Source organism: Streptomyces cavernae (genome assembly GCF_004023625.1).
GTDB classification, from domain to species: Bacteria; Actinomycetota; Actinomycetes; order Streptomycetales; family Streptomycetaceae; genus Streptomyces; species Streptomyces cavernae.
In genome coordinates, this window is sequence record NZ_ML137709.1 from 241,120 (window position 1) to 257,305 (window position 16,186).

Sequence of the window (16,186 nt, forward strand, 5' to 3'; positions counted from 1 at the left end):
GCCACACCGAACCCGTCGGCATGGCGGCACGGCCCGTCCGCACTACGGGGCGTGCCACCCGCTGAAGCATCCGAACGGCGCCGAAGCGTCCGACCGGCGCCGAACGTACGAGATCCCCACCACACCCCTACGGCACGGCCCGCACTCCCCCGTACCGTTTCTGGGTATGAGCCCCACCCCTCCTGCCCGTCGGCTGCGTCTCGGTCTGCCGAAACGCGTCTTCCAGCAGGTGCTGCTGATGCAGGTGGCAATCGCCGCCGGGGTCGTCGTCCTGGCCACCGGGTTGTTCCTGGCACCCCTGAGCCAGCAGTTGGACGACCAGGCGATGCGCCGGGCGCTCTCGATCGCGCAGACAACGGCCGTCCAGCCGCAGATCGCGAAGGACCTGAAGTCGACGCGCCCGACGGCGGACGGACCCGTGCAGTCCGAGGCGGAGCGGATCCGCCACGCCACCAAGGCCGAGTACATCGTCGTGATGAACACGGACGGCGTGCGCTGGTCGCACACCGATCCCTCGGAGATCGGCAAGGTCGTCTCCACCGACCCGAGGCGCGCCCTGGCCGGCCAGGAAGTCATGGAGATCGACAACGGCACCCTGGGCCGCTCGGCCCGCGGCAAGGTGCCGCTGCGCGACGCCCAGGGGCACATCATCGGAGCGGTTTCGGTCGGCATCGAGTACGACAGCGTGCGGGCCCGGCTCGTCCACGCCATCCCTGGGCTCTTCGCCTACGCGGGCGCCGCCCTCGCCATCGGGGCGCTGGCCGCGTACCTGATTTCCCGACGAGTCCAGCGGCAGACCCATGACCTCGCCTTCTCCGACATCTCCGCGCTGCTCGCGGAGCGTGAGGCGATGCTGCACGGCATCCGTGAGGGGGTCGTGGCGCTCGACCGCGCCGGGCGCATCCGGCTGCTCAACGACGAGGCCCAGCGGCTGCTGGGTCTCGACGGTGAGGCGATCGGGCGGCCTCTGGACGACGCGCTCGGCCCGGGGCGCACCACGGACGTGCTGGCCGGGCGGGTCAACGGCACCGATCTGCTGACCGTGCGCGGCCAGCGGGTTCTGGTCGCCAACCGCATGCCCACGGACGACGGCGGCGCCGTCGCCACTCTGCGCGACCGTACGGAACTCGAACAGCTCGGCCGCGAACTCGACTCCACACGCGGTCTGATCGAGGCCCTGCGTGCCCAGGACCACGAGCACGCCAACCGGATGCACACCGTTCTCGGGCTGCTGGAACTGGAGATGTACGACGACGCCGTGGAATACGTCGGCGAGGTGGTCGGGGACCACAGGGCCACCGCGGAACAGGTCACCGAGAGGATCCACGACCCCCTGCTGGCCGCGCTCCTGGTGGGCAAGGCGACGGTCGCGGCCGAACGCGGCGTGGCCCTGTGGGTGTCGGACAGCACGCTGTTGCCCAACCGGCTGGTCGATCCCCAGGGGCTGGTGACCGTGGTCGGGAACCTGGTCGACAACGCCATCGACGCCGTCGCGGGCTCCCGGCACGCGCGCGTGGAGGTCGAATTGCGGGCGGAGGGGCGTACGGCGGTCCTGCGGATACGTGACACCGGGCCCGGCGTCCCCGAGGACCGGCGCGAGCTGATCTTCACGGAGGGCTGGTCGACCAAGAAACCACCGGCGCACGGAAAACGCGGGATCGGACTTTCCCTGGTGCGCAGGCTCGCCGAACGGCAGGGTGGCACCGCGTGCGTGGACGACGCGGAGGGCGGCGGCGCGGAGTTCACGGTGGTCCTGCCCGAAGCGCTCACGGAACCCGGAACACCTGTAGAGCCCACCGCGCTCATTACGGCCGCCAAGGAGGAGTCACGATGATCGAGGTCCTGGTCGTGGACGACGACACCAGGGTCGCGAAGGTGAACGCCGCCTACGTGGACAAGGTCGCGGGCTTCCACGTCGCCGCCGAGGCGCACTCGGCGCAGGAGGCACTGCGGCAACTGGAGCTGCTGCCACAACTGGACCTCGTGCTGCTGGATCACTATCTGCCGGACGAGACGGGTCTCGCGGTCGTACAGGAGATGCGCCGACGCGGTCACCAGACCGACGTGATCATGGTGACGGCGGCACGGGACGTCTCCACTGTGCAGGCGGCGATGCGGCACGGCGCACTGCAGTACCTGGTCAAACCGTTCGCGTTCGCGGGCCTGCGCGCCAAGCTCGAGGCGTACGCGGAACTGCGGCGCACCCTCGACAGTGGCGGCGAGGCCGAACAGGCCCAGGTGGACCGCATCTTCGGGGCCCTGTCGGCGGGTTCGGAGCCGGATCTGCCGAAGGGGCACTCCCCCACCACCGCCGAGCTCGTCCGTCGTGCCCTGGTGAGCGCCGAAGGCCCGCTGTCCGCTCAGGAGATCGCCGAGCGGACCGGACTGAGCCGGCAGACCGCCCAGCGCTATCTGAAGCTCCTGGAGCGCACCGGGCGGGCCACGCTCACCCTGAAGTACGGCGACGCTGGCCGCCCGGAGCATCGCTACGCCTGGGCGACCCGCACCTGAGTACACGACCGGGATCAGCGCGGCCTGAGTCCGGTGGACCAGCGCGTGCGCGAGCGGGGTTGAGGCACGGTCATCTGATCACCGCGGCCGACGCGACGCCGTCCGTCACACCGCCCCGGCCCCGGTCAGCGCCCGCACCTCCGTCTCCGCGTGCCGAGCCTCGTCCGGTGGCTCGGGGGACGTGACCGCTCCGAGCCACCCGGCGAGGAAGCCCAGCGGGATGGAGACGAGCCCCGGGTTCTCCAGCGGGAAGTACTGGAAGTCGAGGTCGGGGAAGAGCGAGGCCGGGCTGCCCGACACCACGGGTGACAGCACGACGAGCACCAGCGCAGGCACCAGGCCGCCGTAGACGGACCATACGGCGCCGCGGGTGGTGAAGCCGCGCCAGAACAGCGAGTAAAGCAGCACCGGCAGATTCGCGGACGCGGCGACGGCGAAGGCGAGACCCACCAGGAACGCCACATTGAGGTCGCGCGCGAGCAGCCCCAGTGCGATCGCGACGACTCCGATCCCGACCGCGGCGGCACGTGCCACGGCGACTTCGCTGTGGGGCTTGGCACGGCGCCGGCGCAGCGAGGCATACAGGTCGTGTGCCACCGACGCCGACGACGCGAGGGTGATCCCGGCGACGACCGCGAGGATGGTGGCGAAGGCGATCGCGGCGACGACGGCGAACAGGACCGTTCCGCCCGTTGATCCCGATCCGCCGCCCAGATCGAGCGCCAGCAGCGGCACCGCCGTGTTCCCCGCCGGGTTCGACCTCCGTACGGCGTCGGAGCCGACGAGGGCCGCCGCGCCGAAGCCCAGCACGATCGTCATCAGATAGAAGCCGCCGATCAGACCGATGGACCAGACGACGGACCGCCTGGCGGCCCGCGCGGTCGGCACGGTGTAGAAGCGGGACAGGATGTGCGGCAGCCCGGCCGTACCGAGCACCAGCGCGAGTCCCAGGCTGATGAAGTCGAACCGCGCGGTCCAGTCCCCGCCGTACTTCAGTCCGGGAGCGAGGAAGTCGTCACCGTGACCACTGCGCTCCGCCGCCGTGCGCAGCAACTGGTCGAAGTCGCCGTGGAAGCGCACCAGCACGAGCGCTGTCAGCGCGACGGTGCCGCCCATCAGCAGGACCGCCTTCACGATCTGGATCCACGTGGTGGCCCGCATCCCTCCCAGCGAGACATAGATCACCATGAGCGCGCCGACACCGATCACCGCCCAGTTGCGCGCCGCGCCGCTCGTACCGCCCAGCAGCAGCGCGACCAGGCTGCCCGCCCCGACCATCTGCGCGACCAGGTACAGGACGGACACGGTCACCGAGGAGGTTCCCGCCGCGATCCGCACCGGCCGCTCCCTCATCCGGGCGGCGACGACGTCGGCCAGCGTGAACCGGCCGCAGTTGCGCACCAGTTCAGCGACCAGGAACAGCACCACCAGCCAGGCGACGAGGAACCCGACCGAGTAGAGCAGCCCGTCGTAGCCGTAGAGCGCGATGAGCCCCGAGATGCCGAGGAAGGAGGCGGCGGACATGTAGTCGCCTGCGATGGCGAAACCGTTCTCCATCGGGGAGAACAGACGCCCTCCCACATAGAACTCCTCCGCCGACCCGTGCCGGTCGCGGCTCACCCAGGTGGTGATCCCCAGAGTGACGGCGACGAACGCGCTGAACAGCAGCAGCGCCAGCATCTGGTGGTTCCCCGTCACCGCTCACCACCCCTGACCGTGCGCGTCAACTCCTGGGTGTCCCAGCGCAGTTCCAGTGCGGCCCGGTCCCGGCGCAGCCGCGCGTGCCGGGCGTACGCCCAGGTGAACAGGAAGGTGGTGAGGAACTGTCCCAGCCCCGACAGCATCGCCACGTTCACCGCGCCCGCCACCGGCCGCGCCATCAGCCCCGGAGCGGAGGTCGCGGTCACCACGTAGACCACGTACCAGGTGAAGAAGACGGCCACGGCCGGAACCACGAACCTCCGGTACCGCCTGCGGACTTCTCGGAAGGCCTCGCTGCGCTGAACCTCCAGATAGATCTCGGCCGCCGCGGTGCGGTCCTCCGGTCGACGTCGCGGGGACGCTGCCGCCGGGGTGGGCGCGCCCGTACCGTCCAACTCGCCCCAGCCGGAGGCGAGTGCGTCGTACCAGGGGTCGTCGAGCCTCACCGGTCCGGCCGCCCCCGTGGCGACCGGTTCCGGGCCGTAGCCCTCCTGGGGCACGACCGACCTCTCAGGACCGCGTTGGCGACCACTGTTGCTTGACTGCATGCCCAAGGATGGGCAGATCAGGAAGATCCCGGACTCTTCTCCCGGTGCTGTTCACCCCATCAGGTGACCTGACTGCCGGGTGGCGCCCACGAGACCCTTCCCGTGGGCGAAACGAGCACGGCTCCGCCCGGGCACCGCGGCGGGTGCCCGGGCGGAGGCGTGCGGTCGGTGCGGAGCGCTACGCGTCGATGCGCGAGCGGTCCAGCGTCGCGGCCGAACTGGAGATGAACTCCTTGCGCGGAGCCACCTCATTGCCCATCAGGAGGTCGAAGACCTGCTCGGCGGCCTCCAGGTCGGTGAGGTTGATCCGGCGCAGGGTGCGGTGGCGCGGGTCCATGGTCGTCTCGGCCAGCTGGTCGGCGTCCATCTCACCGAGGCCCTTGTACCGCTGGATCGAGTCCTTGTACCGGATGCCCTTGCTCTGGAACTCCAGCAGCTTGTCGCGCAGTTCGCGGTCCGAGTAGGTGTAGACGTATTTGTCCTGGCCCTTCTTCGGCTGGATCAGTTCGATACGGTGCAGCGGCGGCACCGCGGCGAACACCCGGCCGGACTCGACCATGGGCCTCATGTACCGGTGGAACAGCGTCAGGAGCAGGGTGCGGATGTGGGACCCGTCCACATCGGCGTCGGTCATCATGATGATCTTGCCGTAGCGCGCCGTGTCGATGTCGAAGGTCCGGCCGGACCCCGCACCTATGACCTGGATGATCGCGCCGCATTCGGCATTCTTCAGCATGTCCGACACGGACGACTTCTGAACGTTGAGGATCTTGCCGCGAATCGGGAGCAGAGCCTGGAACTCGGAGTTCCGCGCCAGCTTGGCGGTGCCCAGCGCGGAGTCGCCCTCGACGATGAACAGTTCGCTGCGCTCGACGTCGTCGCTGCGGCAGTCGGCGAGCTTGGCGGGCAGCGAGGAGGACTCCAGTGCCGTCTTCCGGCGCTGCGCGTCCTTGTGCTGGCGGGCCGCGATACGGGTCCGGGCCGCGGCGACCGCCTTCTCCAGGACGACCCGGGCCTGCGCGGCGGCGTCCCGCTTCGTCGAGGTCAGGAATGCCTTGAGCTCCTTGGTGACCACGTTGGTCACGATGCGGCGGGCGGCCGAGGTGCCGAGCACCTCCTTGGTCTGGCCCTCGAACTGCGGCTCCGCCAGGCGGACGGTGACGACGGCGGTGAGCCCCTCCAATGCGTCGTCCTTGACGATGTCGTCCTCGGCGACGCGCAGCATCTTCTTGGTGCGCAGTACTTCGTTCATCGTCCTGGTGACGGCCTGCTCGAATCCCGCGACGTGGGTGCCGCCCTTGGGGGTGGCGATAATGTTCACGAAGGACTTCAGGGTCGTGTCGTAGCCGGTGCCCCAGCGCAGCGCCACGTCCACGCCGAGTTGCCGGGTGACCTCGGTGGGCGTCATCTGACCGTGGTCGTCGAGGACCGGAACGGTCTCCTTGAAGCTTCCCTCGCCGGAGAAGCGGAGGACGTCGCAGACCGGCTTGTCCGTGGCCAGGAACTCACAGAACTCGCTGATCCCACCGTCGAAACGGAATGACTCCTCGCCCTTGCTGCCGTCCTCGCCGAGTCCGTACTCGTCGCGGACCACGATGGTCAGGCCGGGCACCAGGAACGCGGTCTGGCGGGCGCGCTGGTGGAGGTGCTCCAGGGACAGCTTGGCGTCCTTCAGGAAGATCTGACGGTCCGCCCAGTAGCGCACGCGCGTGCCGGTGCGGGTCTTGGGGATCCTCTTGGCCTTGCGCAGGCCGCCCTTGGCCTCGAACTTGGCGTCCGGACCGAGGGACGCGAACGCTCCGGGAACGCCCCGACGGAAGCTGATGGCGTGGGTGTGCCCGGCCCGGTCGACCTCGACGTCCAGACGCGCGGAGAGCGCGTTCACCACGGAGGCGCCCACACCGTGCAGACCACCGGATGCCGCGTACGAACCGCCGCCGAACTTGCCGCCGGCGTGCAGCTTGGTCATCACGACCTCGACGCCGGAGAGGCCGGTCTTGGGCTCCACGTCGACCGGGATGCCACGGCCGTTGTCACGCACCTCGACCGAGGCGTCGTCGTGCAGGATCACCTCGATGTGGTCGCAGTAGCCGCCCAGGGCTTCGTCGACGGAGTTGTCGATGATCTCCCACAGGCAGTGCATCAGACCACGACTGTCCGTGGATCCGATGTACATGCCGGGACGCTTGCGCACCGCCTCGAGCCCCTCGAGGACGAGCAGGTGCCGCGCGGTGTAGTTGGAACCGTCCCGGTCTGCTCCGGTCAGCAACGCTGTGGACGGCACGGACGTATCGGCGGTCACGCGGTTCGCTCCTCGCTGAATTTCAGTTGGGGCCCTCTGGGGTAAGGGTCCGGCTTCGGTCGCCGCTCCGAGGGTACCGAGGCCTGGTAGAGCCGATGTAACGCCACCCTCGCCCCGGAACCAGACTAGTGCAGGCTCGTATGCGTGTTCGATCCCTCGATGGAGTGAAGTACATATCACGTTCCCTTCGGGGCATGAACCATTTAGGCTCCGGGCACGTCCTCATGAACAACCGGCAAGCCAGCCGGTAGGACCGAACCTGACAGCAAGAGCGAACCCGTACGACACGAAGACACGCAATACGGCTCATTCGCCGCCAACCGGCAGCAGCCAGCCGCCGAGAAAAGCAATTTTCGAGGAAAAGCCAAGAGCGGGAACGTTTTCGGCCTGGTTGGATGTTGACCCTGGTACGACAGCTCGTCGAGCTAGAGAAGAGGCGACGTGACTACTGTTCTGACCCCCGCGAGCCCGCTGACGGCCGCAGACCGCTGCGACCGTTGCGGTGCACAGGCCTACCTGCGAGTCGTCCTGATCAGCGGCGGTGAACTGCTCTTCTGCGCCCACCACGGACGCAAGTTCGAGCCGGAACTCAAGAAGATCGCCGCTGAGATACAGGACGAGACGGAGCGGCTGACGACCGCTCCGACCAGCGCAGCCGACGAGGAACGCTGACACATCGCAACGACGAGCCAGCTCCGGCAAGGCCGGTCATCGGGCGGCCGCACCTGCACCCGCAGGGCGGCCGCCCGTCCTCATGACAGCGGAGTGTTATTCCCGTCACGCACCCCTCGGGCGCGGGCGCGATACGGATACGGACACGGACACGGGCACTGGCGGAACCGGCCCGGGAGAGCCTCAGCGGCTCGGCCGAAGCTTGCGGACCACGTCCGAGACCCGTGTGTAGACCCCCGGGCTGGCGGCCTGTCCACAGCCGCTCCCCCACGAGACCAGACCGATCAGACGCCCCGAGGCCACCAGGGGTCCACCACTGTCACCTTGGCAGGCGTCTCGCCCGCCACCGGTCGCCCCGGCGCAGAGCATCGAGGCCGGCACATACGTGCCGTCGGCGCTGCCCGGATACGCCCTCTGACAGGTCGCGTCGGGCAGCACCTCCACCCTCGCGCCCCGTAGCGCGCGTGCGTAGTCGCCCGCCCCCGTGGTGTCTCCCCAGCCGTAGACGGTGGCGCTCGTACCCGGCCGGTACGCGGCGTCACCCATCGGGGCCATGGGGATCACAGCGCCCTGTGGCAGCGCGCTCGCCAGCGTGAGCACGGCGAAGTCGCCGGCGTTGGTGCGACTGCTGTAGTCAGGGTTGACCGTGACGTCGCGCACCCGGATCTCGCGACCGTCCGACGCGAGCAGGTCGCTGCGGCCCTGGATGATCGCCAGATCCGACAGTTCCCGGACCGGCCCACCCAGGGCCTCCTCGCCCATACAGTGGGCCGCGGTGAGCACCGTCGACCGGCCGATCACCACACCGCCGCAGAACTGCCCCCCACGCGTACCCCCGAACCGGTCACGGCTGGCGACGGCCACTGTCCAGGGGACCGCGGACGCCTGGACGGGAAAGCCGCCGATGACGACGCTGTCGGCCGCCGCGGTGCCGGGCGAGGCCAGGGGTATCACGGCCGCCACGGCCGCGAGTGCGAGTGCTCGGGCGAATGGACGAGGCATGCGCGTTCCTCACTCTGAGCTGACAGAGACATACCCAGAGTGATCCAGCCTGGCAGTGCTCGCATGCCGCGCAAGGCCCGAGCGCTCCCGTACGCCCGCTGCCGCTCCTACAAGCCGGGGCGCGCGTGCGCTACGACAGCGCGAGCGTCAGAAGAGGCCTGAGAGCCGGTCCAGCGCGTCGTGGAGACGCGCGGTCCCTGAGGACCCGCCGCGGTCCCCTGAGACCCGCCGCGGCCCCAGGGACCGCGGGGACTGCCCGTGGTGCCGTGCGCGGGCAGGGCGCGAAGTGGCAGGCATGGCGCCACAGCTGCTCGGCACGACCGTCCAGGCACGGCGATTACGTCCGCCCGGCTACGACCGCCGGCACGGCGCGACAGCTGCTCGGCGCCGCAGCCGCTCGGCGCAGTGGCCAGGCTCAGGTGTGAGAGCCGGCTCTGGGGGCGCCGGTGCTCCGTGCAGCCGCCAGAACTCCTCGGCACGGCCGGCGGGGGCGGGCTCGGCACGGCCGACGGCCTCGGCCCGTCTGGCAGGCTCACGGGGCCGACGGGGCGGGCTCGGCACGGCCGACGGCCTCGGCCCGTCTGGCAGGCTCACGGGGCCGACGGGCTCGGCGTGGGGGGCGGGCGGGCAGCGCGGCTGGGGGCTCCGCGTAGGCGGCGGGCTGGGCGCGGCTGGTGGGCTCTGCGCGGGCAGCAGGCACTACATTTCCGGCGCACGCATGCCGAAGGGCCCGGCTCCCCCGCGGGAGCCGGGCCCTTGGCCGTGCGGCCAACCAGTGGCCGACGAAACCTAGGACCGCGTTCTAGTCCAGGTAGTCGCGCAGGACCTGCGAGCGCGACGGGTGACGCAGCTTCGACATCGTCTTGGACTCGATCTGCCGGATGCGCTCACGGGTGACGCCGTACACCTTGCCGATCTCGTCGAGGGTCTTCGGCTGACCGTCGGTGAGACCGAAGCGCATGGAGACGACGCCCGCCTCGCGCTCGGACAGGGTGTCGAGGACAGAGTGCAGCTGCTCCTGCAGGAGCGTGAAGCTGACCGCGTCGGCCGGGACAACGGCCTCGGAGTCCTCGATGAGGTCACCGAACTCGCTGTCGCCGTCCTCACCCAGCGGGGTGTGCAGCGAGATCGGCTCGCGGCCGTACTTCTGGACCTCGATGACCTTCTCCGGGGTCATGTCGAGCTCCTTGGCCAGCTCCTCCGGGGTGGGCTCGCGGCCCAGGTCCTGGAGCATCTGACGCTGCACGCGCGCGAGCTTGTTGATGACCTCGACCATGTGCACCGGGATACGGATGGTGCGGGCCTGGTCGGCCATGGCGCGGGTGATCGCCTGGCGGATCCACCAGGTGGCGTACGTGGAGAACTTGTAGCCCTTGGTGTAGTCGAACTTCTCGACCGCGCGGATCAGACCGAGGTTGCCCTCCTGGATGAGGTCCAGGAAGAGCATCCCGCGGCCCGTGTAGCGCTTGGCCAGCGAGACCACCAGACGGAGGTTGGCCTCCAGGAGGTGGTTCTTGGCGCGGCGGCCGTCCTCGGCGATGATCTCCAGCTCGCGCTTGAGCTTGGGGGCGAGCTTGTCGGCGTTGGCCAGTTTGTCCTCGGCGAACAGGCCGGCCTCGATGCGCTTGGCGAGCTCGACCTCCTGCTCGGCGTTGAGCAGGGGGACCTTGCCGATCTGCTTGAGGTAGTCCTTGACGGGGTCGGCGGTGGCCCCGGCGGCGGCGACCTGCTGCGCGGGCGCGTCGTCCTCGTCCTCGTCGGAGAGGACGAAGCCGGCGTTCTCGGCGACCTCGGGTTCCTCACCGGTCTTGCCGGGAGCCGGGGTCTCCTCGAGCGCCTCCTCGTCGAGCAGCTCGACGTCGTCCTTCTTCGCGGCGGTCTTCTTGGCGGGCGCCACCTTCTTGGCGACGGTCTTCTTGGCGGCGGCCTTCTTGGCCGCCGTCGTCTTCTTGGCAGCTGCCTTCTTCGTGGGGGCGGCGTCCTCGGCGACAGCGTCGGTGGCGGGCGCCACCGGGGCGGCGGTGGCGGTGTCCTTCCTGGCCGTCGCCGTCTTGGCCGCGACGGTCTTGGTGGCGGTCCGCTTGACCGGACTCTTCGCTGCGACGCTCTTTCGGGTGCGCTTTGGCTCCGCGGCACTGACCATCAGCGTCACACCCTCTTCCTCGAGGATCTGGTTGAGGCTGCGCAGTACGTTCTTCCACTGAGTGGCCGGAATCTGGTCAGCTTCGAAGGCCCGACGCACGTCATCGCCGGCGATCTGCCCCTCAGCCTTTCCCCGCTCAATGAGCGCCATGACAGAGACGGACTCGGCGATCTCCGGCGGGAGCGTACGGGATGTGCTGGCCGACACGAACAACCTCTCGGAACGTTGGAAAACGGCTTCCGGCCCCGTCCAGGATGGACCGGAGCCGACGACCGTCGACTGGGGGATGAGCCGACGGCGCGGGCGGGGGCCGGGAAGATGCACAGCGCCGTGACCGGCGTCCGTATTCCCTCCTCGACTGTCACCTCTTAGGTCATCGCGCTGTTTCCCGGAGCGTTACGCCCAATCTTCGTGGCCCGAGTCACACCTCGTAACCACGCAAAAGCGTCCAGATACGGCCATACGTGGTCAGCAAGGGGCTCTAACGCGGCCGTGGGGGGGGGGGGGGGGGGGATGGGGGGGGGGGGGGGGGGGGGGGGGGGGGGGGGGCCCCCCCGGGGCCCGCCCCCCCCCGGCCCCCCGCCCCTCGCCGGATTCCAGGGGTCCGGCGAGGTCCGGCGGCACGTCGACGGACGGTCGAAAATTGTCGAAGGACCACCGAGAGACGGCAGAGGAGCGCCGAGAGACGACGCGGTGCGCCGCGCACCGGGCACACGCCCCGGTCGCATTCGCCTCGGCAGGCGGTCAGTGCTCGCGCGGGGCAGGCACCACGCGTTCCACCTCGGGGTGGACGGTGAGCAGTTGACGCATGGCCGTCTCGGCTCCGGCTCCGTCGCCCGAGGCCAGGGCGTCGACGATGCGGGCGTGGTGTCCGAGGGAGCCGTCGTTCGGGCGGTCACAGCTGGTGGCCGGGCCGCCGGAGACCTGCAGGGCGGCCGAGACGATCCCGGACAGGTGCTCCAGCATGCGGTTGCCGGCGACCTGGATGAGCAGCGAGTGGAACTCGGTGTCGGCGCGCGAGTAGGTGAGCGCGTCGCCCTGGTCGAGGGCGTGGCCCATGATCTCCACCATGTCCGAGAGACGCTGCTGGACCTCCTCCCTGCCGTGTCCGGCTGCCAGCCGGGCGGCGAGCGGCTCGATCGTCCAGCGCAGCTCGCTCAGCTCCCGCCGTTGGTCGTCGCGCTGTGGCCCGAAGGCCCGCCACTCGATGATGTCGGGGTCGAGGAGGTTCCAGTCACTGACGGGGCGGACGCGGGTGCCGACATTGGGGCGGGCACTGACGAGCCCCTTGGCCTCCAGTACGCGCAGCGATTCGCGGACGACGGTACGGGAGACCTCGAAGCGCTGTCCGATCTCCTCGGGAACCAGCGGACGGTCGGCGCCCAGATCGCCCGAAACGATCATCTGGCCCAGCTGCTGAACGAGTTGGCCGTGCAGTCCGCGCCCCCGGCTGCCGGCGGTGCGACGGCCGACGCGGCCCAGCTCCGGGTCCGCGGTCTCCCAGGCGGAGACGCCGACGCGTTCGACGGCGGAGGGTTCTGCGTAGGGGTAGCGGTCGAGTTCGCCCGGTCCTGCGAGGCCGGAGTCGGCGGAGCGGGCGGTGGTCATCATGGTGTGCGCAAGGGTACTCACGGATCCTTTGTCGGCGTGGCCTCCAAGTCCCTTGAGGTCTTTGGTGAAAAGCACACGAAAGGGTGATCGCTTACCTCGCCGCAATTGACGCCTTATCGGAAAGAAATGCGCGCACTACGAGGAGTTGTCGTACAAGGCCGGGCGGAAGAGGACCGACCGTGTCACCGGACCAGGTTCCGCAGTCCGGCGGCCGGGCCGGCGCGAAGTGGCCCTATCCACGACAACCTCCTTGCTCCGCAAGGAAGTTATTCGACCACCCAACCCGCGGACGCACGTCTTCCAGCACCGATCGGCCACATCGCGGGCGGCGAGCGGCACGACCTCCCAAGCTCCACGGCAGCGGTTCGCACGGCAGACCCTCGCGCGGCCTCGTGTGCGAGCGCCACGACGCGGCCCCCCGCGGCCGACACGGTGGGACACGGGTTCCCCGATAGGTGGCAAGGCCCGTGTCCGCGGAACGCGGCAAGTCGACGACGAGATGTGCACCCGCCGCACTGTGCCCGTCCTCGGCCGACCCGACGCGGCATGGCGGGCTATAGGCACAGCCCGCGCGCGACTTGGCGATGCCGAGCCCAAGTGCTCGCCTTGGTAGGCGAGTTGACGGCCCGGATTGACAAACTTCAGTCCGGGCATCGGCGCGGGCCTCAAGTGGGCGCTGCCGCGGCCTCATTGGCGACCCGAGAGCAGTTCAGACCTCGGGGCGCAGCATCGGCGGGTTGAGCAGCGTGGCGCCGCCCGCGCGGAAGAGCTGGGCGGGGCGTCCACCCTGGCGCGTGGTCGTACCCCCGGTGGGGACCAGGAAGCCGGGTGTGCCGGTCACCTTCCGGTGGAAGTTGCGGGGGTCGAGGGCCACGCCCCACACCGCCTCGTAGACCCGACGCAGCTCACCGACGGTGAACTCGGTCGGACAGAACGCCGTGGCCAGCGAGGAGTACTCGATCTTGGAACGGGCGCGTTCCACACCGTCCGCCAGGATCTGCGCATGGTCGAAGGCGAGTGGCGCGACCGGTTCGCCCTCGCGTCCGTAGCCGCCCTGGCTGAGGAGTTCCTCGACGGGCGCCCAGCGGGCCCCCTGGGCATCGCCGCCCGCGCGTGGTGCGGGCAGGTCGGGGGCCAGGGCGAGGTGGGCGACGCTGACCACGCGCATCCGCGGGTCGCGCTTGGGATCACCGTAGGTGGCGAGCTGCTCCAGGTGCGCGCCGTTGTCCTGGGCGGGGGCGTCCGGGTCGTGGGCGCGCAGGCCGGTCTCCTCGCCGAGTTCCCGCGCGGCGGCCTGAGCCAGGTCCTCGTCGGACCGCACGAACCCTCCGGGAAGCGCCCACCGCCCCTGGAACGGTGATTCACCCCTCCGCACCACCAACGCGCAGAGAGCATGGCGGCGCACGGTCAGCACGACCAGGTCCACGGTGACAGCGAACGGAGGAAAGGCTGAGGGGTCGTAGGGCATGCCGCGATCATAGTCGTCTGCCTGACGATAAACACTCCCTTCTCCGGGTGCATCGCCCAAGGTCATGGTCCCAACTGCAGTCCGTCGGCCGCTTCCTCGACCATGGCCAGGCCGAGCCTGCTGACCCGTATCGAGAAGGGGGCGCCCGCGATCCGCAGATTGGTCAGACCCAGTTCTCCCACGGGGGCGCTGGAGACGGGCCGGAGGGTGACCGTCCCGCCGGGAACGTCCGGGCGGATTCCCGCGACGGCGGTCAGCAGGAGGACACCGGCCGCGGCAGCGGTGGCCGCCGGGCGGCACGCGGCAGGATGCGGCAACGGGGCGCCGCCTGCCGTGCGCTGCTCCCCCGCGAACATCTCCGGCAGCCGATGGCCGAAGTGCTCGGCAGCGGTGAGCAGCCCGCGCAGCAGCCCGCTCGCTTCCCTCTCGTATCCGGCGGCGGCCAGGCCGGCCACGGCGAGGGCCGTCTCCTGGGTACGGACGGCGCCACCGCGATGACCGAACGGGTTGTAAGCCGCCTCCTTCGTGCCGAGGCTGCGCAATCCCCAGCCGGAGTCCATCGCGGGGGCGCCGAGCAGCCGGGCGAGCTGTTCGGTCTGCACCTTGTCGAGGAGGCCCGGGGCATGGGTGCCTGCGCCGAGAAGGCCGGTGTCGAGGAGGTGGACGGTGTGGGACCCGAGATGAGGCAACGGGCGACCGTCCGGGGTGCGGGCTGCGGCGGGTCTGCCACCGCCGCGGTCCTCGATCCAGAAGTCGTCACGGAACGCACCGCGCAGGTGCTGTGCCCACTCGCGCAGTGCGGGGCCGCCCGGGCGGTTGTGTTCGTCGAGGAGCCCGGCACCGAGGATCGCGGCGCGGTGCGCATGGGCCTGGGTCTCGCAGCGGACGTGGATGTCGGGCAGGTAGGGCTTGTCGTCGGCCGTCGCGCGTAACCAGTTCAGGCAGCGTTCGGCGGTGGGGAGCAGTTCCTCCGTCTCGTGGCTGGGCAGGCCCCAGCGGTGGGCTTCGGCGAGGAGAACGGGGAAGAGCAGAGTCGCCTCGATGCCGGTGCAACTCGGAGGCAGATGGGGGCCGGCGTCCCGGCGGGGGCCGGGGATCATGCCGGCCCCCGGGCCCCGGCCGGTGAGCTGGGTACGGGCGAGTGTGCGCAGGGTCCCGGAGGCGAGCCGGGTACCGAGTGGCAGAGCCATCCGGGCCGCGGCGAGGGCGTCCGCCGGGGCCAGGCCACAGCGCCAGGGAGCACCTGCCGCGAGGTGCAGGTCGGTGGGGTGGTCGGGGTCGCGCAGCAGCAGGGCGTGCAGATCGTCGATGCTCGTGTCCAGCAGTGACCGCGCCCGGGGGTCGTCGCCCTCCGCGCGGGCCGGGGCCATGTGGTTGGAGGCGCTGCGGCTCGCCGTACGGATGGGGCCCGAGCCCGCCGGACGGACACGGAGTTCGAGGCTTTGGGCGCCGCCCGGCGGCAGCTCCAGCTCCCAGCGGAGCACGCCCGCGGAGGCCAGGGTGTCCTGTGGCGGCGGGTGGGCGGTCAGCACCGAGTGGCCGCTCGGGGAGGACCACCGCAGTCCGGAGTCGTGGACGGTGGCGCGAATGTCGGGACCCGCTCTGCCGGAGGCGACGGCGGCCATTTCAGCGAGGTCCGTGGCGAGTGCCACCTCCACGGGGAAGCGGAGATGCCGTCCAGAGGAACTGCGCAGGGTGATGCGCTCGGTGCCGTCGGCGTAGCGGACGCGCTCCACGAGGACATCCGGGTCGGGGGCGCCGTCGGCGGTCATGCGCAGCGTCGCGACGAAGCGGGCGCAGTCGGCGGCGAGCATGCTCGCCTGCACGGCGAGGGGCTCGCGACCTGCCACCCGGAGCCGGCAGCGGGAGAGCATGCGGCGGCCCGCACGGTAGAAGCCCTCCAGGCCGATGCCGGTCAGCTGGCCCTGATCGGTGGAGATCGCCAGTCCCGGAAGCGCCACGCAGATCAGGGCGGCGTGGGTCGCCGGGAGCTCCGCGGGCCGGCGTGCGACCGGTGTGGCGGTGGCGACGCCTGGGGCCGCGGAGACGGGCGCCGGCTGTCTGGAGAGGGCGGGTTCGTCGTTGCAGGAGGTCGGATGCGGGGTGGGCAGGAGCATGGGGCGGGTTCCTCTGGGGTCTCCGCGCCGGGTACGCGCTCGGCGCCGGGTGGGGGTTCCGGAGAGGCCGGGGCGGCAGTGCGGCCGGGTGGGACCGCGCCTACCGCCACC

At 70.5% G+C, this 16,186-nt stretch carries 11 protein-coding genes; 3 read left to right on the top strand and 8 right to left on the bottom strand.

Going from position 1 to position 16,186, the window contains the following annotated elements:
* Window positions 1–166: 166 nt before the first annotated feature.
* Together EF387_RS03125 and EF387_RS03130 are read left to right on the top strand one after the other, a co-directional pair.
* On the top strand, window positions 167–1,834 hold the full coding sequence (locus tag EF387_RS03125; protein WP_128374903.1) for a sensor histidine kinase: 1,668 nt from the start codon (window positions 167–169) through the stop codon (window positions 1,832–1,834).
* Window positions 1,831–2,511, top strand: a complete 681-nt coding sequence (locus tag EF387_RS03130; RefSeq protein ID WP_128374904.1) for a response regulator — start codon at window positions 1,831–1,833, stop codon at window positions 2,509–2,511. The genes EF387_RS03125 and EF387_RS03130 overlap by 4 nt, the downstream gene beginning before the upstream one ends.
* 105 nt (window positions 2,512–2,616) lie before the next feature.
* Here EF387_RS03130 and EF387_RS03135 read toward each other — a convergent pair whose 3' ends face one another.
* From EF387_RS03135 to EF387_RS03145, 3 genes are all read right to left on the bottom strand, one after another.
* Window positions 2,617–4,209: a solute symporter family protein gene (locus EF387_RS03135; RefSeq protein WP_128374905.1), complete on the bottom strand. Its 1,593-nt coding sequence runs from the start codon at window positions 4,207–4,209 to the stop codon at window positions 2,617–2,619.
* A complete protein-coding gene (locus tag EF387_RS03140; protein ID WP_128374906.1) occupies window positions 4,206–4,760 on the bottom strand; it encodes a DUF485 domain-containing protein in 555 nt (184 codons plus the stop codon). Before EF387_RS03140 ends, EF387_RS03135 begins: the two co-directional genes overlap by 4 nt.
* A gap of 178 nt (window positions 4,761–4,938) precedes the next feature.
* Window positions 4,939–7,062, bottom strand: a complete 2,124-nt coding sequence (locus EF387_RS03145; RefSeq protein ID WP_128374907.1) for a DNA gyrase/topoisomerase IV subunit B — start codon at window positions 7,060–7,062, stop codon at window positions 4,939–4,941.
* A gap of 441 nt (window positions 7,063–7,503) precedes the next feature.
* Here EF387_RS03145 and EF387_RS03150 point away from each other — a divergent pair, with 441 nt between their 5' ends.
* A complete protein-coding gene (locus EF387_RS03150; RefSeq protein ID WP_128374908.1) occupies window positions 7,504–7,734 on the top strand; it encodes a DUF7455 domain-containing protein in 231 nt (76 codons plus the stop codon).
* Between the two features lie 183 nt (window positions 7,735–7,917).
* On the opposite strand, the gene EF387_RS03155 is transcribed toward EF387_RS03150, so the two are convergent.
* The 5 genes from EF387_RS03155 to EF387_RS03180 form a co-directional block, all read right to left on the bottom strand.
* Window positions 7,918–8,736 carry a S1 family serine peptidase gene (locus EF387_RS03155; protein ID WP_128374909.1) on the bottom strand — a complete coding sequence of 273 codons (819 nt, stop codon included), beginning with the start codon at window positions 8,734–8,736 and terminating at the stop codon, window positions 7,918–7,920.
* Window positions 8,737–9,538: 802 nt separating this feature from the next.
* Window positions 9,539–11,086, bottom strand: coding sequence for an RNA polymerase sigma factor (locus EF387_RS03160; RefSeq protein ID WP_128374910.1), 1,548 nt, complete (start codon window positions 11,084–11,086; stop codon window positions 9,539–9,541).
* Between the two features lie 537 nt (window positions 11,087–11,623).
* Window positions 11,624–12,511 (bottom strand): FadR/GntR family transcriptional regulator, encoded by an 888-nt coding sequence (locus EF387_RS03170; protein WP_128374911.1) that lies wholly within the window; start codon window positions 12,509–12,511, stop codon window positions 11,624–11,626.
* 688 nt (window positions 12,512–13,199) lie between these two features.
* Window positions 13,200–13,958 carry an NUDIX hydrolase gene (locus tag EF387_RS03175; protein ID WP_128374912.1) on the bottom strand — a complete coding sequence of 253 codons (759 nt, stop codon included), beginning with the start codon at window positions 13,956–13,958 and terminating at the stop codon, window positions 13,200–13,202.
* 62 nt (window positions 13,959–14,020) lie between these two features.
* The gene (locus EF387_RS03180) at window positions 14,021–16,075 is read right to left on the bottom strand and encodes a glycogen debranching N-terminal domain-containing protein (protein WP_128374913.1); all 2,055 of its coding nucleotides are present in this window, start codon (window positions 16,073–16,075) and stop codon (window positions 14,021–14,023) included.
* Between the last annotated feature and the right edge of the window lie 111 nt (window positions 16,076–16,186).